The sequence below is a fragment of the Rhodococcus sp. UFZ-B548 genome (assembly GCF_903819475.1).
Lineage (GTDB): Bacteria > Actinomycetota > Actinomycetes > Mycobacteriales > Mycobacteriaceae > Rhodococcus_F > Rhodococcus_F erythropolis.
In genome coordinates, this window is sequence record NZ_CAIJDS010000036.1 from 1 (window position 1) to 18,660 (window position 18,660).

Sequence of the window (18,660 nt, forward strand, 5' to 3'; positions counted from 1 at the left end):
GCATGATCTGCATCCTTCACAAAAACGGATGCGGCATCAAACCCGGCACGGTTCAAAGATGTCGTCAGACTACTGGGCAGGGATGGTCAATCTCATGTCGAGTTTCGTTGGGGTTGTATTGTTCGGCCTCAGCACTGCTTCCGCCGAAGGTGCGGGCTGGTCCAGCGCAGAGTCGCTCAGCGCCGGCAGGTGACGCCACTTGATTGGTGGACGAATTCACCAATCTCGTAGCTCGAAAGATGTTTCGGCACAGGTGTTTTCTGAAGTTGATTGATGAGGTGGGTGCACGTGGTGCGCCCACCTCTCTTCGTGCAATCGAACACTGGTGATTGTGCCGAGGAAGTGTTGCATGAGCGTCTTCGCTATCTGACTGCCTGTGTGGCTGGCGGGACCACATCCTGCGCCCTAGTGGCAACGAAGGATCTCGAAAAGTGATGTTGTGCAACATTTTTGAGAATGTCTAAATCGCCGACAAGCGTAACAAAAAGTGCATATAGTGTATGTAGCACGACGGTTAGTTCAGTTCACGGCCGGAGCGTCGAACTGCCGAGTGCCCAAGACGGGGAAACTCAGATCATCGCCACAGCTGCATGAACCATGTGTCTTCCCTGCGCTCTGAATGGCGTGCAAACAGGAGGTTTCCGAGCCGCACAGTGGACAGAAGATTCGAATAGCGATTCGTTCGCGTTTCATCTACGAAAGGTGTTCACAGTCATGGGATTTAAGAGAGTCGGAATTGGTGCGGGTGTTCTTGCGTCCGCCGCTGCCCTCGCGTTCGCAGGAACCGCTTCTGCCGCTCCCGCGGTCGAGGCCGTACCTACCGCTGATTACCAGCTGTGTGGCAACGTTTACAGCGGTGCGGGGTTGGAGTACAACGCCGCACCACCGGCGGCCGCACAAGGTGTCTCCGGGGTCGTAATCTCCGGCGTGATTAGCACGGCACCCTCCACGACGTATACCGCGACCACCGATTCAGCGGGGCGTTACTGTATCCAGGCTCCGAATACGATGAAGGCTGATGTACTGGGCGGAGCCACGGTCAAGCTCACTGCCGGCACCCCGCCGTCACCGTTCACCACCATCACCAACAATCCGTGGAAGAGTGCAGCAGTTTTCGGGACTACGAACATCGGAACGATCATTTTTGCAGCGCATCAGTACGGATCGCTCAGTTCCAACTCGGCGTACCACTTTAATTTCGTTGCCTCGTAGATAATCCGTCGACTGATTTGACCGAGCGACATCTTGAGTCCGCACGTGAGGTCTGACTGTCGGCTGACGAGGTAGTTCAAGGATGGGGTGGGTGCAATCCAATGCACCCACCCCGTTTCACTTGTGCTCACATGATCGAACGGCAGCCAGACGACTGGTGCGATCGATCGACGATGATTGCTGTGCCCTGCGGTTCAGTCACCCTGCCGCAGTTCGCTGAAGATCAAGTTGGTCTGGGTATTGGCGATGGCCGGATCGTTGAGGTGCGCGCTGACGAAATCGCGAAGCCGAGTGGGAGATTCACACGAGACGTGCACCAGGAGATCACGGTCCCCACTCATCAGGAACACTCGCTGAACGGAATCCAGTCCGCTCAGGTGCTCGGCAATTTCCGTCATCCGGCTCCTGGCGTGGGAGTGAATCAGAATCGACACCATCGCCGAGATCTCGAGGCCGAGTAGCTCGAGGTCTATGTCTGCGTGAAACCCCTTGATGACGCCCGATTCGCGTAGCGCACGCATCCGCGCCAGAGCGGTCGACGGCGCTATCCCGACCTTCTCGGCGAGTGCATTGTTGGGGATGCGTGCATCCCGGACGAGTTCGCGGAGAATCGCCGTATCGACGTCGTCGAGCCGAACATGATTCGGCCGAGCCGCGGCTGCCGCCCGTTCGATCGCATTAATCATCCGATTTCTCCCTGCCGTTGCGAAAATATTCAGCAACTATTGACCGCGCCCGTCGATGATTCTAGCTTTTGCCAAACACATCGAATTATCAAACGGTCGAGATCGACACAGTCGACTGTTGCGACGAAGGGGTCCGGATGGTTCCGAGGATCGGCCGACACACGGGCGATTCGGGGGCGCGGTTGATCGACATCAGCCCGCCGATCTCCGAATCGACGCCCGTGTGGCCAGGCGATACCGCCTTCACCCGCGCTGTTACGTCAGACCTCGGCGACAGTGACGCCGTCACGATCAACCGAATCACCACCACTCCTCATATCGGTGCTCACGCCGATGCGCCGGCGCACACCCGCATCGGCGGTGCGCCCATCGGTTCTGTTCCCCTCGAGCCCTATCTCGGCGAAGCACTGGTGGTCGACATGACGGGCGTCGACGGTGCCGCATGCATCAGGCCCGTCGAAGAGACGGTGGAGCGACTCGGCGGCCATCTGCCGCAGCGGCTGATTCTGAGGACTTACCCGAAGTACCCGCGCGAGTGGGACAACGACTTCGCCGGCGTTTCTCCGGAGCTGACCCACTGGTTCGCCGACCGCGGTGGAGTTCTGATCGGAATCGACGGCGCCTCGTTCGATCCGATGGACAGCAAGACCATGGACGGGCACCACGCGGCAGGCGATCGTGGCGTCGCGATCCTCGAAGGACTTTGCCTCGACGACGTCGACGAAGGCTACTACGAGTTGATCGCACTGCCGCTGAAGTTCCTCGACCTCGATGCCAGCCCGGTACGGGCCGTGCTCCGGACTCTGCCTTCATCACCCTCAACGCCGACACATGCAGGAGAAGAATCGTCATGACATCGACAACCACCCTTTCGTTGGAAGACTGCGTCAAGGCCGACGCAGTGGATCCCCTGAGGGAGTTCCGCCGCGAGTTCGCGATTCCGGAGGGCGTTCTCTACTTCGACGGAAACTCGCTCGGCGCGCGTCCCATTGCTGCGCAGGAATGCGCCGCGAGAGTGATCGGCGACGAGTGGGGCAACGGCTTGGTTCGCAGTTGGAACGAGGCTGGATGGTTCGACCTCCCGGTCCGCCTCGGTGACAAACTTGCCCCGTTGCTGGGAGCAGGTGAAGGCGAAGTGGTAGTGACGGATTCGACGTCGATCAACCTGTTCAAGGCATTGGCCTCCGCACTGTCCATCGCGGCTGCGCAGGATTCCAGCCGGAAGGTGATCGTCTCCGAGCGCGACAATTTCCCCACTGACCTCTACATTGCGGAGGGCATCATCTCGCTGCTCGATCAGGGATACGAACTACGCCTGATCGACCAACCGGGCGACCTCACCGAAGCAGTAGGACCAGACACCGCCGTAGTGATGTTGTCGCACGTCAACTACCGCACCGGAAACCTGTATGCGATGACGGAAGTCACTGCAGCAGTGCAGGAACGTGGCGCCCTCATGATCTGGGATCTCGCACACTCGGCCGGCGCCGTCACTGTCGATCTGAGCGGCGCCGACGCCGACTTCGCGGTCGGGTGTACGTACAAGTACCTCAATGGTGGTCCGGGTTCACCTGCATTCATCTGGGTCAACCGTCGCCATCAGAACACCGGAATCCAGCCGCTGTCCGGGTGGTGGGGGCACGCGCGACCGTTCGCGATGGAGTCGGCCTACGAACCGGGCGCAGGAATACGACGGTTTCTGAGTGGTACTCAACCCATCACGTCGTTGTCACTCGTCGAGTGTGGTCTCGACGTCATGCTCAAAGCTGACATGGCCGACATCCGCAGCAAGTCGCTCGCGCTGGCCGATCTCTTCATCAGCCTCGTCGAGGAGCGTTGCGCGGCCTACGGTTTGGAGTTGATCACGCCCCGCGAGCACGAGCGTCGTGGCTCGCACGTGAGTTTTGTTCATCCCGAGGGCTATTCGATCATGAAGGCTCTCATCGCGAGGGGCGTGATCGGCGACTACCGCGAACCAGGAGTGCTGAGGTTCGGTATCACTCCGCTCTATCTCGGATATGCCGACGTGTGGAACGCCGTCGACGTGTTGCGAGACATCCTCGAGAACAAGTCCTGGGATCGCCCCGAATTCCGCGAGCGCGACGCAGTCACCTGATTCTTCCAAGTTTCCGCGGACCGGGAGGTACCGCCTTTCGCAAGGAGCTTTCATGAGTGATTTCAAAAACATTCAGCAGCGAGAATCAGGTCTCAAACGCGAACTCGGCCCCAAGCAGATGAGCATGATCGCGCTCGGTGGTGCAATCGGCACCGGACTCTTCCTCGGCAGTAAGTTCGCCATCGGATTTGCCGGCCCGAGCGTCATCATCAGTTACGCGATCGGCGGGTTGATCGCCCTGCTGCTGATGGGTGCCCTCGCCGAAATGACCGTCGCACATGCGACATCGGGTTCGTTCGGTGCGTACGCCGAATTCTACGTCGGACCGTTGATCGGCTTCCTCGTTCGCTATCTCTACTGGTCATGCATCGTCCTCGCGGTCGGTACCGAGGTCACCGCGATCGGTGAATACATGCAGTTCTGGTTCGCCGACGTACCGTCGTGGCTGTGGATCGTGTTGTTCTCCGGAGTGTTGATCGGCGTGAACATGTTCAACGTCAAGGCCTTCGGAACGATGGAGTACTGGTTCTCGACGATCAAGGTCTTCGCGATCGTGGCATTCATCGTGATGGCAGCGTACGTCGTGTTCGGTAGCGGAAACCCGGACTATGGATTCCACAACTACACGGCCGGTGGCGGATTCTTTCCGAATGGTTTGTCCGGCATGTGGTTTGCCGTGATCGTATCGATCTTCAGCTACTTGAGCATCGAGATGATCGCCATTGCGGCCGGTGAGGCGGAAAACCCCGCGGTGGCGGTGAAGAAGGCGTTCCGTGTGACGATCGTCCGGCTGTTCGTCTTCTACATCGCAACCCTTGCTTTGATTCTGGCAATTGCTCCGATGGACAAGATCTTGAGCGGCGGAAGCCCTTTCGTCACGGTGATGCAGGTCGTGAAGATTCCGGGCGCAGACAGTGTGCTGAACTTCGTGGTGATCATTGCCGCGCTGTCCGCGATGAACAGTCAGTTGTACGTGTCTTCGCGAATGATGTTCTCGCTCTCGCGTGCTGGTGACGCGCCGGCCATTCTCGGCAAGGTCAGGGCCAACGGCTCGCCGGTCAACGCCTTGCTGCTGTCGACGTCGGGCATCGCCGTCGCGACCATCGTCTACGTTCTCTTTCCCGAGCAGGCATTCACGTTGATGATCTCGTTGTCGATGTTCGGAGCGATGGCGACGTGGCTGCTGATCTTCGTGACGCACTGGTTCTTTCGCAAGCGGATGAAGGAGGACGGAACCAAACTTTCCTTCACGATTCCGTTCTTTCCGGTGGGAACAATCCTCGGCGGAGTCCTCATGGTCGCGATTCTGATCACCACGCTGTGGGTCGACGATTTCAAGATGACGCTGGTGTTCGGAGTTCCGTTTGTTCTTGCCGTGATCGGCATCTACTACTTCACCCGATCACGTCGGGCGCAGAGTCGAGCGGTAACGGCTGAACAGGTTCAGGACGAGATCACCGGCACGGTGGTCAAGCGGGTGCCCTGACTCGCATTGGGAATCACAGGGTTTCGGCGAAGAACTCCATAGTGCGGGTCCAGGCGAGGGCAGCAGAATCCGGGGCGTAGTGGCTGGTCGAAGTGTCGTTGTTGAACGCGTGGCCGGCGTCGGCATAGCGGTACACCCGGGTGAGATCGGACGCGGTTGCGCGCAATTGCTCGACGCTCTCCGGCGGGATACTCGGATCGAGGTCGCCGTAGTGACCGAGCCACGGGACCTGCAGTTGCGCTGCAAGTTCGGTGCCTGCCGCGATTCCGTCCCATCGGGCCTCGGCGACACCGCCGCCGTAGTACGTGACAGCGGAATCGACGAGGGGTACCGCGGCACACCACAGTGACGCGGTGCCGCCCATGCAGAATCCGAGGGAGCCGACTCTGTCTGCTCCCTCGGATCGGCTGTAGTCGACGGCGGCACGTACGTCGTGGCCGATGCTTGTGCTGTCGAGTGCCATGAGCGCATCCTTCGCGGACGGGAAGTCGGTGAAGGAGGTCTGTGCGCCGCGGTGGTAGAGATGCGGGGCGACGGCAAGGTAGCCGGCGTCGGCGAGGCGTTCGAGGATGCTCTCGATGTGTTGGTTCACGCCCCACGCTTCTTGGAGAACTACTACCGCATGTCTCGGTTCACTCGGCGAATCCGGTCGGCTGACGGTCAGCGGTACGTCACGTGTGGTCGTCGTGAAAGTTCCCATGTCCCGACTGTATGCGAGTACGGACTGTATTCGAGTACGGACTGTGGGTGCCCGGTCGAACTAGACTCGTCGAATGTTCAGTTCCGACGTTCCGCCGATCAGCCTGGGCAGTTGGCCGACGCCCGTCGAACCTTTGGCGCGTTGCGCGAAGGCACTCGGATTGGGGCCGGAAGACCTGTGGATCAAACGTGACGATGTCACCGGACTAGGCGGCGGCGGCAACAAGATCCGAAAGCTGCAGTACACCTGCGCTCAGGCTTTGGCCGTCGGCGCGACGACTTTGATCACTACCGGTGCACCGCAAAGCAATCACGCTCGGTTGACTGCATCCTCAGCAGCCCGTTTGGGATTGCGTTGTGTGCTGGTGCTCGGTGGTGCCGAGCCGGAATCCGCGCAGGGAAATCTCGTTCTGGATGCACTCGCGGGCGCTGAGATCGTCTGGGCCGGTGGGGACACGGCATCCGCGGTCGACGCCGCGGTGCAGGCCGTCGCTGACTCGGGCGGAGTTCCTTTTGTCATTCCCTTCGGTGGTACCAGCGCGGTGGCCGCGCAGGGTTACGTCGACTGCGCACGCGAGATCGAGCAGCAACTCCCCGGAGTGGAACGCGTCGTGGTTGCACTCGGATCGGGCGGAACGATGGCTGGACTTGTCGCGCATCTGGGCGTCGACAGAGTTGTCGGCGTCGATGTCGGGGCTGTTGCCGATCCAGTGTCGACTGTCGCTGGGTTATTGGACGAGATGCCTGGTCCGATCGTGCGAGCCGCGGATCTTCAGATCCTGCGAAACCAAGTTGGACAAGGATATTCGACGCTCACGGAAGCATCAGCCGGCGCGATCCGATGTTTGGCTCGTACGGAGGGCATCTTCCTCGACCCGACGTACACCGGCCGAGCCTTTGCGGGTTTGATCCAACTCGTGAAGGACAAAGCCATCACGGTGGGATCAGAAACGGTCTTCCTGCACACCGGTGGGTTACCTGGCCTGTTCGGACATCCCGAACTGTCGACGCTGCGGTGAGCGAGCAGATCGACTACCCGCTCAGCAGCCCGCTCGACGAGCTGTCCGAGTGGCAACGCGTCGTGCGACCGCTGCGCGTCAGTGCCGACGGGTATCTGCGTTTGGCGACCAATCGGCTGTCAGTCGACTCCGACTACACGTGGGAGATGCACCGCCACAGCGATCACGAATTGCTGTGGGCGATCGACGGTGTTCTCGAGGTCCGTACTCCGGAGACTGTGTACACGGTGCCGAGCGGGGTCAGTCTGTGGATCCCGTCCTATGTTCCCCACGAGGTGACGGCGCGTAGCGGCACAGAATTGTCGTGCACGTGGTTGGTGGCATCCGATGTGACCGGGTTGGATCGTGTGGTGGCCTTGTCCACCCCTCCGCTGCTCGAACAAGTACTCGATCACCTCACCCGAGACGACTTGACCGACGCGGCTCGTCGACGAGCCGAGGCGTTTGCCATCGACCTCGTCGAACCCGTTCCGCGACTGATTTTCGATGTGCCGCTGCCGACGACGCCGTGGCTTCGGCAGATCGCAGATCAGTTGGTTGCCAGCCCGGCCGACACCCGATCGGTCGAGGAGTGGGCCACCGACGCGAAGGTCAGTACGAGGACTCTCACACGAAGGTTTCCGGCCGAAACCGGCTTGACCTTCTCGGAATGGCGTATGCGACTGCGGGCTCATCATGCGATGCAACTTCTGGCACTCGGTCGAAGCATCTCGTTTGTATCGAGGAAGACGGGTTTCCGTTCCGAAAGCGCGTTCGGTGCGGCTTTTCGTCGAACGATGGGTGTGACCCCGGGGGAGTTCGCAAGCCTGATCGATCATCCGCGCGCGCCAATGACCGATTGGCTACAGGACTAGTCCGAACAGCGACTCAAAGCGCCTCGATCGGACTTGTGTCGTGCCACAGAATGAACTTAGGGTTGGCTAAACAATCACCTCTGTAGGAGTTCTGCGTGCGCGCAATTCGATCATTTTCTTTCGGTTCCAGAGTCATCGCAGCGGCGGCAGTTGCCGTTGTCGGTGCGATGGTGGTGACTGGCTGTTCCTCGTCATCGGCCGACTCCGAGCCGACGGACGTCCGGACCGTTGCATCGGCATACGGGGACATCGAGGTTCCCGCCTCGCCGGAGCGCGTCGTCGCCGCGTCGTACGACACTCCTTGGCAGCTCATGTCCCTCGGAGTGAAACCGGCTGCTGTGCAGGACTACGGCAAGTGGATCAGTGAATTCACGCCCGAGCAGCAGGCCTTCGTCGACGGGCTCCCGACCATCGGGCCCTACGGGGAAATGAACTTTGAAGCGATCGCTGCGGCAGATCCCGACATCATCGTCGGCGACGCCGACGAGGTGGACCAAGCGGCGTTCGACCGTCTGTCTGGCATTGCGCCCACTGTCATCGTCAAGGGCGAGAGTCGAGGTGACTGGAAGACGATCACCACGGAGATCGCCGAGGCGATCGGCAAGACGGACGTGCTCGAGTCGACGCGCACTGCTTACGAAGAGAATCTCGAACTTGTTCGTGGCGAGTACGCGGACGTGATCGCGAACAACAAGTGGATTCACATTTCGCTCGGAGACGCACCCGGCGCTTTCTCGGTTCAGCAGCCCACTGGTGCGATCGGCAATTTGGTCGTCAACGAACTCGGATTGGCGTACGGGCCCGGTGTTCCGACCAATTACACCGATGCCGGATACGAGTCCTACCCGATGGAGCAGCTGGCCGACATCATGAACGGTGTGACGGTCGTGCTGTATCCGCTGAACGCGGACGGATCGACCAATGCGGCGGTTCAAGCGGTCCTCGACGACAACCTCTTCACGAGGCTGCCGGCGGCGCAGGCTGGGCACGTTTTCGGATTGCAGTCGAGTGTCACAGATTTCGTGACCGCGAACGGTTGGCTGAACGAAGTGAAAACGAAGGTGTTTGCAACGCTCTGACGCTTGCTCACCTTTTGACTGCGCGCCCGCAACTGACCAGTTGAGGGCGCGCAGTCTTTTTGGTTGCCGCTCCGGGTGAGAATCCTGTCCTCTGCTTATGATTTCTGTCACTGATGGTTACCGTTACTTCGTTGAATCGGACCAGGGCTGGTCTTGCCAAACCCTTGACGCTTCGAGGCGCGGCAAAAGATTGATGCGGTGTCCATTGCCGCAGATCGATAGGGTATTTTGTCCGAATCAGCTGTCGGGGTGAACAGTGGCTACTCGGGGGAGAGCGCGTGCCGGACATGTGTCCCGGTCGGGTTTCCAGTAGGGCGTCGTGCGTTCACGGCCACATCCGTCAGCGCGCGAGTCGTGGTTTGCTGAGCGTGAACGGTGCGTGGGGCGAATCGTTCGAGGGGACGAAAGGCGAGATCGGCGAATGACAGCGACTTCCGACGCACGGCATACCGAATCGAAGGCTGTCCAGAACACCGACTCGCCGTCTGGCGAAAACCCGCGCTGGCGCGACCGCAAAAGGTACCTGTGGCCGCTCGGATTGCTGATTCCACTCAGCCCGTTCATCTCCTGGTTTCTCGTCGACAACCTTCGTCTCGGATTGTTCTGGGCGACCGGCGCGTGGCTGCTGGTCATCGTCATCCCGATCATCGACATGTTGGCTGGTGAAGATGGCGAAAGTCCGCCGGACGATGCGATCCCACGACTGCAGAAGGACCGCTACTACCGCTGGTGCACTTACGCGTTCCTCCCCTTGCAATACGCCGGTCTGGTCTTCGCCTGCTGGTGCTGGATCAACGCTCCGATGGGAATCGCGGAGAAGATCGCGATGTCGTTCACGGTGGGCGTCGTCGCCGGCGTCGGTATCAACGCGGCCCACGAGCTCGGCCACAAGAGCGAGAAGAGCGAACAGTGGCTCGCGAAAGTGGCGCTTGCGCAATCTCTCTACGGGCACTTCTACGTGGAACACAATTTCGGCCACCATGTGCGTGTAGCTACTCCGCAGGACCCGGCCAGCTCACGGTTCGGTGAGAGCTTCTGGAGGTTCTTGCCACGAAGTGTGTTCGGCGGGCTGCGTTCGGCATGGCGCATCGAGAGCGCGCGACTCCAGAGGAAAGGCAAACGAACCTGGAGCTTCGAGAACAATATTCTCAACGCTTGGGCGATGAGTGTTGTCCTCTTCGCGACGCTGATCGGTATCTTCGGTTGGGCGGTCGCGCCCTGGCTCCTGCTGCAGGCAGTTGCCGGATTCACCTTCCTCGAAGCGGCGAACTACCTCGAGCATTACGGTCTGCTGCGTGGCAAGCGTGCTGACGGCTCGTACGTTCGCTGCAGCCCCGCTGACAGTTGGAACAGCGATCACGTCGTGAGCAATCTGTTTCTCTACCAACTGCAGCGGCACAGCGATCACCACGCCAACCCGAAGCTGCGGTACCAAAGTCTGCGTAGCGCGGCCGAAGCGCCGCAACTTCCGGCCGGCTACGCAGTGATGATCGTGATCGCGTGGATTCCACCACTGTGGCGCCGGGTGATGGATCAGAGATTGTTGGACTACTACGACGGCGACACAGAACGAATCAACGTCGGCTGATCACGTAGCCGTCCGCTGAACTGTTCGGAGTTGTCGTCTCAGCGACCGTCATCCCACACGGTGTTACCGCTTGCGGTCGTCGAAGGGTAGTCCTGGACCGCGTCCCAGTGTTCGACAATTTTGCCGTTCTCGTCGAATCGGAAGATGTCCATCGAGCCGCTGCCGGCCGTTCCCTCACCGGACGAAGCGAAGGTCTGAACAAAGACGAAGTCGCCCTCGGCTACCGTCCGTGGAAACTTGGTGGCCTTGTCTCCGGTAACGGGTTCGATCCCGGCCAGTGCGGTGACAAATGCGTCCTTGCCGTCAGCGAACGAGGGGTTGTGCTGGGTGTAGGTCGGACCGACCAGCTGGTCGGCAGCCTCGGCGGCTTTGCCTTCGTTGAAGGCGAGCTGCAGGAACGTCAACGCGTTGGCCGTGTTGCGCTCCAAGACTTCTGACGACTTGGACGGCGACGAGGTGGGTCCGTCGAACATCGTGTTCGGATTTGCGGACGTTTCCGGCACGTCTTGAATGGCATCCCAGTGTTCGACGATCTTGCCGTTGTCGACGCGGAAGATGTCGAACACGGCCTGGCCGCGGTCGCCAGGTGCAGACGTGGTGTGAGACTGGAGGGCAACCAGATCGCCCTCGGCGAAAACACGAGTGATCTCGGCGTGCAATCCGGGTGTGGCCTCGACGTAACCGCCTATGCCGCTGACAAATCCGGCTGCCCCGTCGGCGGCAGTGGGGTTGTGTTGGGTGTAGACGTCGCCAAGGTACCGGTCGGCGGCCTGCTGAACCTGACGGCCGTTGAACGCCAGTTCGTAGAAGTCCGTGACGACGGTCTTGTTGGATTCGAGTTGATCGCCCTGTTCGGCAACAACGCTCGTGGACGTCGCAGAACTGCTGGGCGTTGCGGATTCCGCGTCGTTGGAGCACGCGGTGAGCAGGAGAGCGGCGGCAGCGGGAACAGCGATCCAGGCTGCGCGCCTACGAAGGTTGCTCATGTTCAGTGTGCGACGGTGAAACGCTGGCGACGGTGGGCCGGAGTCTCGATCTCGTCGACAAAAGCGTGGGCGTAGTCTTCGCCCGCGACGGCGGAGTTACCCTCGGCGTCCGTCAGGAGAATGTCGCCACCCAACTGGAACGATCCCTTCGGGGCGACGCCGGCATGGGCACCGAACGCTGCGGCCGGGCTCACGTAGAACCAGTCGACATTGCTGTCAGTTGCGCGGAGCGCGTCGAGGACGTCGGCGTGAGCGAGCGCCTCACCCTTGTATGCGTCCGGGAAATCGGGGGTGTCGACGACGCGCGGCCCACCCTCGGCGACCAACAGGCTGCCGGCGCCACCGACTACGGCAATGCGAGCACCGTTGCGTGCGGCGGCATCGGCGAGGGGAGTGACGGCGTCGAGCAGGCGCTTGCCGTCGATCTCGCGAGCGGGGATGGCAACGACAACGACGTCGTTGTCTGCCGTGATCTGCTCCACGATCGTGTTGTCGTGAACCGAACCCTGCACGACATTCGTGTCGGTTCCGGACTGCGCGCTGCGAGCGACGACGGTTACCTCGTGGCCGCGTGAAGCGGCTTCCTTCGCGATTGCACTTCCTGCAAAACCGTTTCCACCGAATACTGCGATCTTCGACATGGCGTGTGCCTTTCCTTGCTGTCGTCGTTGTGTTTGTAGTAGTAAATTTATTCACCTGGAAGGTCGATGTCTCGGTCAGATGCGGGCAGTAATTGGTGAAAAACAGACATCTTGATGACGATGGGCCGACTGCTTCGGGTCGAAGTTGCGAACCGTAGGGTTGGTACATGACTCTCACCGCCGACAACAACGCAGGTCCGCTGGCAATCGAGCGCTCGGATGTCGAAGCCGCACGGACTCGTATCGCAGGACTGGCGCGGCGTACTCCCATCTTTCGAACTGCGGTGCCGACACCACACGGTGAGGTGCCGGTTCTGTTCAAGCTCGAGTACCTCCAACACGGCGGCTCCTTCAAGGTGCGCGGCAGTCTCAATGCAGTGGAACGAGCGGTCGCCGACGGCACCATGCCTGACGCAGGCGTGGTGATCGCGTCCGGCGGCAACGCTGCGATCGGCGCTGCGTGGGCCGCGCGGCGCCGAGGACTCACCTGCACAGTGGTGGTGCCGGAGACAGCGCCCGAAGCAAAGGTGAAGGCACTTGGGGAGCTGGGTGCAACCGTTCACAAGGTCGGCGACCGGTATGCACTCGCCGCTGCCGCTGCGGCGGACATCGCACGCTCGAGCGGTGCGCTCGAACTGCACGCCTACGACCTGCCCGACATCGTCAGCGGAGCCGGGACCATTGCTCTCGAGATCGAGGACGACGCATCCGGACCGATCACGTATTGCGTTGCAGTCGGCGGCGGCGGGTTGGTCTCTGGAATCGTCGCGGCGGCTCGTCCCGAAGATCAAGTGGTAGCCGTCGAGCCGACCGGGGCTGCCACCTTGCACACCTCGCTCGATGCGGGGCGTCCGATCGATATCGAAGTGAACAGTATCGCCGGGGACTCATTGGGGGCCACACGGATTGGCGCCATCGCCTGGGAGACGCTGCATGAGAGTTCGGTTAACAGCGTTGTGGTCGACGATGATTCGATCCGGCAGGCGCGGGCGTTCCTGTGGCGGGAGTTCCGGATCCTGGTGGAGTTGGGAACCGCGGCAGCAATGGTTCCGGTTCTGAACGGAACGGTGACGCCGCCGTCCGACGGTGAATTGTGCGTCGTTTTGTGCGGTGCCAACACGCATCCGACCGACCTGTAATTTTTGCGTATTTCTTTGCCTGCGTGTGAGAAAGTCCCAGGTGGGTACCTCTCGCAGTATGAGTACCAGCAGCATTATCTGGATAATTGTTGCCGTGGTCGTGGTGATAGCGATCGTGGCCGCACTCCTGTGGGTGGCGCGAAACAGGCGCGACGAGCGTCGTCACATCGAGGCAGAACAGATCCGCGAAGACGTCGCAGACAAGTCGCTGCAAGTAGGCGAGCGCGAGGCGCGGGCAGAAGAGACAGCAGCCAAAGCGCGCATGGTGCAGGCAGAGGCCGACGCCAAAGCGGCGGAAGCGTCTGCGCTGCAACATCATGCAGCGCAACATCGGAAAGAGGCGACGAGCTCTCGCGAGGAACTGAACCAGCAACGAGATCATGCAGACACGATCGACCCCAAGGTTCCCAACCCCGAAGAACCGCGGTCGACGCCGGATCAGAACCCTCGAAACCCTTGATCTCGAAACACTTGATGCAGGCGTTCGAGGGAAGCGTCTGCCCGTATATGGTTCGACGATCATGATGAACAAAGAATCGTCACCGCAGGACCAGAAAAGTGTCACGTCCACGGCGGCTGACGTCGCACAGAACAATGTCTTCGAGCGCTTTGCCCGCGCAGGATTCGTCGTCAGCGGTGTGGTTCATCTGCTGATCGGATATATCGCGATCCGCCTTGCTCTCGGTGGATCCGGGTCTGCGGACCAATCGGGTGCGATGGCCGAGTTGGCAGGAAAACCAGGGGGTGTCTTCGCTCTGTGGGTCGGCGTCGTGGCCTTCCTTGCCATGGCGTTGTGGAGATTGGCCGAAGCTGCGTTGGGGAGCTCGTCGTCGCCGTCCTCGGACGACAAGAAGAAGGAGTTCTTCAACCGCGCAAAGGCTCTGGGCATTTCGCTCGTCTATTTCGGTTTTGCTTTCACTGCATTCGGATTCGCCCGCGGAAGCGGGAAGTCCAGCAGCGGTCAGAGTGCGGGAATCACGGCGCGTTTGATGGAGAACACGCTGGGGACTATCGCATTGGTGATCGGTGGGATCGCGATCATCGCTGTGGGTGTTTACCACGTGTACAAGGGCGCGAGCCAGAACTTCCTGGATGATTTGAAAGGCACACCCAGCAACTTCGTGCGCCGACTCGGAACCGTCGGGTACGTCGCCAAGGGCTTGGCCATCGCTGCTGTCGGCGTTCTGGTTCTTCTCGCGGTCAACAGTTCCGAACCCGGCAAGTCCTCCGGACTCGACGGAGCGTTCAAGACGCTGGGTGCGCAGCCGTACGGAGTGGCCCTGCTGATCCTTGCCGGATTGGGCATCATCACCTACGGGCTCTACTGCTTCGTGATGGCACGCTCGACGAAGATGTAGCGCCCGCGGGTAAGTGGGTCTATCCGAATGACCCGGTCTGGAAACCGACGTCGCTGCCCGACGAACTTCCCGTCGAGCTACCGAATATCGGTCGTCTCGGAACCAGATCATGCATCAGGTTCACTGCTGCAGGGTCTATCATCGCCGCATTTCCACCGTTCGCCAGAATCGTGATCGACCAACCGCTGTCGGGAACCAACAGGGTGATGCAGTTGGATCCCGAGCTGTCTCCGTTCTTCTTGGCGAACCGTTGTGGGAAGTTCGGCGTCGGGGGTTGGAGCTGCCACGCCATTCCCATTCCGAATGCAGGATTCTCCGGAGCTTGCGTGTCGATCTGCTCGAGCATCGAGGTCAGGACCGGTTTGAGCGGGTTGGTGCCATAGCCGAGAGTTGTTGCGGCCCAGATCGACATGTCCTCGGCGGTGCTGACGAGGCCACCCCCGCCTGCGATCGCACCCGTGTTGTTCCACAGAGGGGCTCTTGTGCCGTCGAGGTAGTACGGAACGGCCAGGTCGGTTGCATTGGTCTCGATCACGGTACCCATCATCCCGAGCGGGTCGGTGATTTCGCGGGCGACTGCTGCCGCGAAAGGCGGCTTCTCCTGTCCCGGAATGATCTTGTCTGCCATGAGTGTGCCGAGCAGTCCGAACCCGAAGTCCGAGTACAGCCAGTGGCTACCGGGGGCGAACTCCAAGGCCCCGGGAGCCCGGAGTCCTTCCCAGAGCATGTCTCTCGTGTACTTCGCTTTCTCGTCCACACACGATTGTGTGGGATCTGCGCACCCAGCCGAGAGATTGGGTGGGTCGTCGCTAAGACCGGAACGGTGGGTGACCAGTTGGCGAAGCGTGATCTCCTCGCCACCGCTGCCTTTTGGCAGCAGGTTGCCATCCGAGTACTTGCTCGCCAGGTCGTCCAATCCGACTTCTCCCCGAGCGATCAGTTTCGCCAGTAGTGCAGCCGTGAAGGTCTTGGTCTCCGAGGCGATCTCGAATTGCGTTCGTGGAGTGACTCTCACGCCGTTTTCGACGTCGGCCTGGCCGTAGTGGTACGTAGTGGTGACACTCGCTTTGCGGTTCTTCTCATCCGGTTTGACGATGGCGAAGGCAAGGCCGGGGACTCCGCTGTTCAGCAGTGTCTCTGCGACGCGCTGTACCGCTTGGGCTTCTGCAGGATCGCCGACCCGCGAACCTGGATTGGGTGCCGTGGGGCCGGCGGCGCTGGCGGTCGAGGAGGTCGCGAGGGTTATGGCCGCGGTTGCCGCCAGCCCTGCGACGCTGATGAACTGTCGTCGTGACGTCCGGGCGGACCCTCGATCCTGGTTTTCCATTGTTTGCACATTACAACCAAAGTCGACTGGTTTGACTGTTTTGTCGGAATTGCCAAGGTGTGGTCCTTAGACGATGGATTTGTTAAATCACGCCACCGTTGACGTAGATGACCTGGCCGTTGACCCAACGAGCTGGGCCGGCGAGAAACGCGACAGCCTCCGCGATGTCCACCGGTGTGCCGAGGCGTTCCAGAGGAGCCAGCTTGGACAGGTTCTCCACTGTAGCTTCGTCTTTCCCGTCCAGGAACAGATCGGTGGCCGTGGGGCCTGGGGCTACGGCGTTGACCGTGATGTCGCGTCCCCTTAGCTCTTTCGCGAGAACCAGAGTGATCGCGTCGACAGCACATTTGGTGGCGGCGTACGCGGCATAAGTCGGAAACGCCAGCTTCTTCACGGAGGTGGAGAAATTGATGATCGCACCACCGCGTCGGACACGTCTGGCTGCCTGCTGGTCGACCACGAAGGTCCCTCGGACGTTGGTCCGATGCATCCGATCGAAATCGTCGAAGTTCAGTTCTGCGACGGTGGAGAGAATCATGATTCCGGCTGCATGGACGACGACGTCGATGCCCCCGAACTCCTCCTCGACCGTATCGAACAGGGCCCCGACTTCACCTTCGTCGGCGACGTCGGCATGCACCGCGATGGCGCGACCGCCCGCTGCGACGATGGTGTCAACTGTTTCCTGGGCGCGTTGAAGATTTCCTGAATAGTGCACGGCGACAGCCATTCCGTCGGCGGCGAGCTTTTCGGCAGTCGCTCGCCCGATGCCGCCGGAAGCTCCGGTGACGATGGCGACGCGGGTGGTGGTGTCAGTCATGATGTAACTCCTGAACTGGTTTGGGTGCATCGGACAGCTTGCGGAGCCACTCCCGTAGTAGGCCGACTTCGTTGGTGGAGAGGGAAGTTGAATCTGCGGAGGCGAGTTGAGCGTCGAGAGTGGATGCAACTCTGTTGAGGGAGGCGTCCGGGTGGGCGCCGGATTCGTCGATGATGGACGCGAAGATTCCGTCGCGAACTCGCTGTGACAGTGTCGGATCGGGGTACTGTTCCGGCCTTACGACGAGCATCAGAGCGACACCCGCATTGGCGGACATCACCATCTGTGTAGCCACGTCGACCGATACGGTCAGGGCGCCTGCCGCAGCGCATCGTTCGAGAACGGATCGAAGTAGCGCCTGGGCTTGCAAGGCGGTGTCGGCACTCTGGGCGGAAGGTGAGTGCATCAGTCGGTAATGAGCGGGATGTGCGAGCGCGAAGGCTGTATGCGCATCCCAGCCGGCCCGTAGATCGGCGACGGGGTCATCGGAAGGTGTCGCAGCGCGTTTGCCTTCGAGGTATTCGAAGAAACCTGCCTCGACGACGGCTGCGAGCAGTCCGTCCTTGTCGCCGAACTGACGGTAGAGCGCGGGGGCGCCGACGCCGGCCATCTCGCACACGGCACGGGTGGAGATGTCACCGTTGGGGGAGGTGTTGAGCAGCTCGGTCGCTGCGGCCAGAATCTTTGCTCTCGAACTCATGAAAACAACGCTAACACAAATGTGTAATCGTTGCTATCGCGGGTTTGGTCGTGCGAACGAACTACAGACACAGGCACCAGAACTTGATCAGATGAGTGAGCCGGTCCGGCCACGGTTCTGTGTGGAGTGACGGCTAGAGCCGTTCTGTTGTCACACTCTGAACGAAGGAATCCTGGTGATCGACTCGGAAACTACTGTTGCGCCGAATAATTCGCATTCCGGTTATCTGGGGTGGATTCTGCGGGTCATCAGTGTCGTGGCGTGTGTTGCGGTTGCAACGGTCGTTGCCTCGCTGACGCTCGGGCCGCCATCCGCACGGGCCTGGGCACAGTGGGTTGCTCGTCATCTAGGTGGGGACTTCGAGACGGGAGTCGTTGTCGGATTTGTGACTGGGCTTTCAGGCATTGCTGTGACTTTGTTCGCAGCGCTGATGAGTTCGTTGGCGTGGCGGCGCCGAGGTGGCCCGGCATTTTCGCTTGGTATCGGTGCTATTGCCTTGCTTGCCGTTCTTCCTGGCGCAGTGAATTTGAGTATCGCGGTCGGTGCAGCAGGATCCGGGGTAAGGGCGGCGGGGAGGATCCTCGACGTCGACGGGCCGGCGTTTCGTGGAGCCTGGGTAGCCGGATCAGTGGCGGGACTGTCGCTGTATATGGTCGGGGCGCTGCTGTTAGGGAGGAGCCTTCGTTCGGCATTCGGGCCTGTCAGGCGGGTGTTTCCGCCGCCAGGGGTGGTCGGCGGTACGAATGCCTTGGCCATCGTCGCACTGGTACTTGGAATCTTCGGTGGGGTTCTTGCTATTCCCGTGGGCCATGTGTCGCTGAACCAGATTCGCCGTTCCGGCGAAAGTGGGCGCGGATTGGCAGTGGCCGGCCTCGTTCTCGGCTATCTGTCGCTGGTCGTCATCGTAGGTGTCGTACTAGTGGCTGTGCCCGCGGCCTTTCGATAATTTG

The 18,660-nt window shown here is 60.7% G+C and carries 19 protein-coding genes and 1 pseudogene; 13 read left to right on the plus strand and 7 right to left on the minus strand.

The features are described 5' to 3' along the window. Both H7C86_RS36985 and H7C86_RS24920 read left to right on the plus strand, forming a co-directional pair. Nucleotides 1-193: pseudogene (locus H7C86_RS36985) on the plus strand (hypothetical protein); the annotation flags it as partial. Nucleotides 194-714: 521 nt separating this feature from the next. Next, nucleotides 715-1,212 carry a hypothetical protein gene (locus tag H7C86_RS24920; protein WP_020971070.1) on the plus strand — a complete coding sequence of 166 codons (498 nt, stop codon included), beginning with the start codon at nt 715-717 and terminating at the stop codon, nt 1,210-1,212. Nucleotides 1,213-1,406: 194 nt separating this feature from the next. Here the strand turns inward: H7C86_RS24920 and H7C86_RS24925 are convergent, their stop codons facing one another. After that, nucleotides 1,407-1,898, minus strand: a complete 492-nt coding sequence (locus H7C86_RS24925; protein ID WP_019745679.1) for an Lrp/AsnC family transcriptional regulator — start codon at nt 1,896-1,898, stop codon at nt 1,407-1,409. A gap of 137 nt (nt 1,899-2,035) precedes the next feature. On the opposite strand from H7C86_RS24925, the gene kynB reads away from it, so the two are divergent. The 3 genes from kynB to H7C86_RS24940 are packed head-to-tail and all read left to right on the plus strand — an operon-like array spanning nt 2,036 to nt 5,500. Continuing rightward, nucleotides 2,036-2,752, plus strand: coding sequence for an arylformamidase (gene kynB, locus H7C86_RS24930; protein ID WP_182262414.1), 717 nt, complete (start codon nt 2,036-2,038; stop codon nt 2,750-2,752). Continuing rightward, nucleotides 2,749-4,014: a kynureninase gene (gene kynU / locus H7C86_RS24935; protein WP_182262415.1), complete on the plus strand. Its 1,266-nt coding sequence runs from the start codon at nt 2,749-2,751 to the stop codon at nt 4,012-4,014. The genes kynB and kynU overlap by 4 nt, the downstream gene beginning before the upstream one ends. 52 nt (nt 4,015-4,066) lie before the next feature. After that, on the plus strand, nt 4,067-5,500 hold the full coding sequence (locus H7C86_RS24940) for an amino acid permease (RefSeq protein WP_080909824.1): 1,434 nt from the start codon (nt 4,067-4,069) through the stop codon (nt 5,498-5,500). 13 nt (nt 5,501-5,513) lie between these two features. On the opposite strand, the gene H7C86_RS24945 is transcribed toward H7C86_RS24940, so the two are convergent. After that, a complete protein-coding gene (locus H7C86_RS24945) occupies nt 5,514-6,200 on the minus strand; it encodes a dienelactone hydrolase family protein (protein ID WP_182262416.1) in 687 nt (228 codons plus the stop codon). 73 nt (nt 6,201-6,273) lie between these two features. Between H7C86_RS24945 and H7C86_RS24950 the strand changes: the two genes are divergently transcribed. The 4 genes from H7C86_RS24950 to H7C86_RS24965 all read left to right on the plus strand — a co-directional run bounded on the left by H7C86_RS24950 (nt 6,274) and on the right by H7C86_RS24965 (nt 10,739). After that, nucleotides 6,274-7,218 (plus strand): D-cysteine desulfhydrase family protein, encoded by a 945-nt coding sequence (locus H7C86_RS24950; RefSeq protein WP_182262417.1) that lies wholly within the window; start codon nt 6,274-6,276, stop codon nt 7,216-7,218. Continuing rightward, complete coding sequence (locus tag H7C86_RS24955) at nt 7,215-8,072, plus strand: AraC family transcriptional regulator (RefSeq protein WP_020971067.1); 858 nt, start codon at nt 7,215-7,217, stop codon at nt 8,070-8,072. Before H7C86_RS24950 ends, H7C86_RS24955 begins: the two co-directional genes overlap by 4 nt. A gap of 95 nt (nt 8,073-8,167) precedes the next feature. Then, the gene (locus H7C86_RS24960) at nt 8,168-9,151 is read left to right on the plus strand and encodes an ABC transporter substrate-binding protein (protein ID WP_092764801.1); all 984 of its coding nucleotides are present in this window, start codon (nt 8,168-8,170) and stop codon (nt 9,149-9,151) included. A 421-nt stretch (nt 9,152-9,572) separates the two neighbouring features. Continuing rightward, nucleotides 9,573-10,739, plus strand: coding sequence for an alkane 1-monooxygenase (locus H7C86_RS24965; protein WP_019745671.1), 1,167 nt, complete (start codon nt 9,573-9,575; stop codon nt 10,737-10,739). 38 nt (nt 10,740-10,777) lie between these two features. Here the strand turns inward: H7C86_RS24965 and H7C86_RS24970 are convergent, their stop codons facing one another. Further along, on the minus strand, nt 10,778-11,725 hold the full coding sequence (locus H7C86_RS24970) for a nuclear transport factor 2 family protein (protein WP_019745670.1): 948 nt from the start codon (nt 11,723-11,725) through the stop codon (nt 10,778-10,780). Between the two features lie 2 nt (nt 11,726-11,727). Continuing rightward, complete coding sequence (locus H7C86_RS24975; protein WP_019745669.1) at nt 11,728-12,366, minus strand: NAD(P)-dependent oxidoreductase; 639 nt, start codon at nt 12,364-12,366, stop codon at nt 11,728-11,730. A 167-nt stretch (nt 12,367-12,533) separates the two neighbouring features. On the opposite strand from H7C86_RS24975, the gene H7C86_RS24980 reads away from it, so the two are divergent. The 3 genes from H7C86_RS24980 to H7C86_RS24990 all read left to right on the plus strand — a co-directional run bounded on the left by H7C86_RS24980 (nt 12,534) and on the right by H7C86_RS24990 (nt 14,863). Then, the gene (locus H7C86_RS24980; RefSeq protein ID WP_070795553.1) at nt 12,534-13,505 is read left to right on the plus strand and encodes a serine/threonine dehydratase; all 972 of its coding nucleotides are present in this window, start codon (nt 12,534-12,536) and stop codon (nt 13,503-13,505) included. 58 nt (nt 13,506-13,563) lie between these two features. Continuing rightward, the gene (locus H7C86_RS24985) at nt 13,564-13,965 is read left to right on the plus strand and encodes a hypothetical protein (protein WP_020971062.1); all 402 of its coding nucleotides are present in this window, start codon (nt 13,564-13,566) and stop codon (nt 13,963-13,965) included. 61 nt (nt 13,966-14,026) lie between these two features. Next, a complete protein-coding gene (locus H7C86_RS24990) occupies nt 14,027-14,863 on the plus strand; it encodes a DUF1206 domain-containing protein (RefSeq protein WP_019745667.1) in 837 nt (278 codons plus the stop codon). A gap of 19 nt (nt 14,864-14,882) precedes the next feature. On the opposite strand, the gene H7C86_RS24995 is transcribed toward H7C86_RS24990, so the two are convergent. The 3 genes from H7C86_RS24995 to H7C86_RS25005 all read right to left on the minus strand — a co-directional run bounded on the left by H7C86_RS24995 (nt 14,883) and on the right by H7C86_RS25005 (nt 17,710). Next, nucleotides 14,883-16,190, minus strand: coding sequence for a serine hydrolase (locus tag H7C86_RS24995; RefSeq protein ID WP_182262418.1), 1,308 nt, complete (start codon nt 16,188-16,190; stop codon nt 14,883-14,885). Nucleotides 16,191-16,272: 82 nt separating this feature from the next. Then, the gene (locus H7C86_RS25000; protein WP_182262419.1) at nt 16,273-17,010 is read right to left on the minus strand and encodes an SDR family oxidoreductase; all 738 of its coding nucleotides are present in this window, start codon (nt 17,008-17,010) and stop codon (nt 16,273-16,275) included. Next, nucleotides 17,003-17,710: a TetR/AcrR family transcriptional regulator gene (locus H7C86_RS25005; protein ID WP_020971059.1), complete on the minus strand. Its 708-nt coding sequence runs from the start codon at nt 17,708-17,710 to the stop codon at nt 17,003-17,005. Before H7C86_RS25005 ends, H7C86_RS25000 begins: the two co-directional genes overlap by 8 nt. Before the next feature lie 175 nt (nt 17,711-17,885). On the opposite strand from H7C86_RS25005, the gene H7C86_RS25010 reads away from it, so the two are divergent. After that, complete coding sequence (locus H7C86_RS25010; RefSeq protein WP_182262420.1) at nt 17,886-18,656, plus strand: DUF4190 domain-containing protein; 771 nt, start codon at nt 17,886-17,888, stop codon at nt 18,654-18,656. Nucleotides 18,657-18,660 lie beyond the last annotated feature (4 nt).

What these genes read in the sequence shown, in the direction of transcription:
- H7C86_RS24920 (WP_020971070.1), top strand. Translation starts at nt 715, where the DNA reads ATGGGATTTAAGAGAGTCGGAATTGGTGCGGGTGTTCTTGCGTCCGCC.
- H7C86_RS24925 (WP_019745679.1), bottom strand. Translation starts at nt 1,898, where the DNA reads ATGATTAATGCGATCGAACGGGCGGCAGCCGCGGCTCGGCCGAATCAT.
- kynB (WP_182262414.1), top strand. Translation starts at nt 2,036, where the DNA reads ATGGTTCCGAGGATCGGCCGACACACGGGCGATTCGGGGGCGCGGTTG.
- kynU (WP_182262415.1), top strand. Translation starts at nt 2,749, where the DNA reads ATGACATCGACAACCACCCTTTCGTTGGAAGACTGCGTCAAGGCCGAC.
- H7C86_RS24940 (WP_080909824.1), top strand. Translation starts at nt 4,067, where the DNA reads ATGAGTGATTTCAAAAACATTCAGCAGCGAGAATCAGGTCTCAAACGC.
- H7C86_RS24945 (WP_182262416.1), bottom strand. Translation starts at nt 6,200, where the DNA reads ATGGGAACTTTCACGACGACCACACGTGACGTACCGCTGACCGTCAGC.
- H7C86_RS24950 (WP_182262417.1), top strand. Translation starts at nt 6,274, where the DNA reads ATGTTCAGTTCCGACGTTCCGCCGATCAGCCTGGGCAGTTGGCCGACG.
- H7C86_RS24965 (WP_019745671.1), top strand. Translation starts at nt 9,573, where the DNA reads ATGACAGCGACTTCCGACGCACGGCATACCGAATCGAAGGCTGTCCAG.
- H7C86_RS24970 (WP_019745670.1), bottom strand. Translation starts at nt 11,725, where the DNA reads ATGAGCAACCTTCGTAGGCGCGCAGCCTGGATCGCTGTTCCCGCTGCC.
- H7C86_RS24975 (WP_019745669.1), bottom strand. Translation starts at nt 12,366, where the DNA reads ATGTCGAAGATCGCAGTATTCGGTGGAAACGGTTTTGCAGGAAGTGCA.
- H7C86_RS24980 (WP_070795553.1), top strand. Translation starts at nt 12,534, where the DNA reads ATGACTCTCACCGCCGACAACAACGCAGGTCCGCTGGCAATCGAGCGC.
- H7C86_RS24985 (WP_020971062.1), top strand. Translation starts at nt 13,564, where the DNA reads ATGAGTACCAGCAGCATTATCTGGATAATTGTTGCCGTGGTCGTGGTG.
- H7C86_RS24990 (WP_019745667.1), top strand. Translation starts at nt 14,027, where the DNA reads ATGATGAACAAAGAATCGTCACCGCAGGACCAGAAAAGTGTCACGTCC.
- H7C86_RS24995 (WP_182262418.1), bottom strand. Translation starts at nt 16,190, where the DNA reads ATGGAAAACCAGGATCGAGGGTCCGCCCGGACGTCACGACGACAGTTC.
- H7C86_RS25000 (WP_182262419.1), bottom strand. Translation starts at nt 17,010, where the DNA reads ATGACTGACACCACCACCCGCGTCGCCATCGTCACCGGAGCTTCCGGC.
- H7C86_RS25005 (WP_020971059.1), bottom strand. Translation starts at nt 17,710, where the DNA reads ATGAGTTCGAGAGCAAAGATTCTGGCCGCAGCGACCGAGCTGCTCAAC.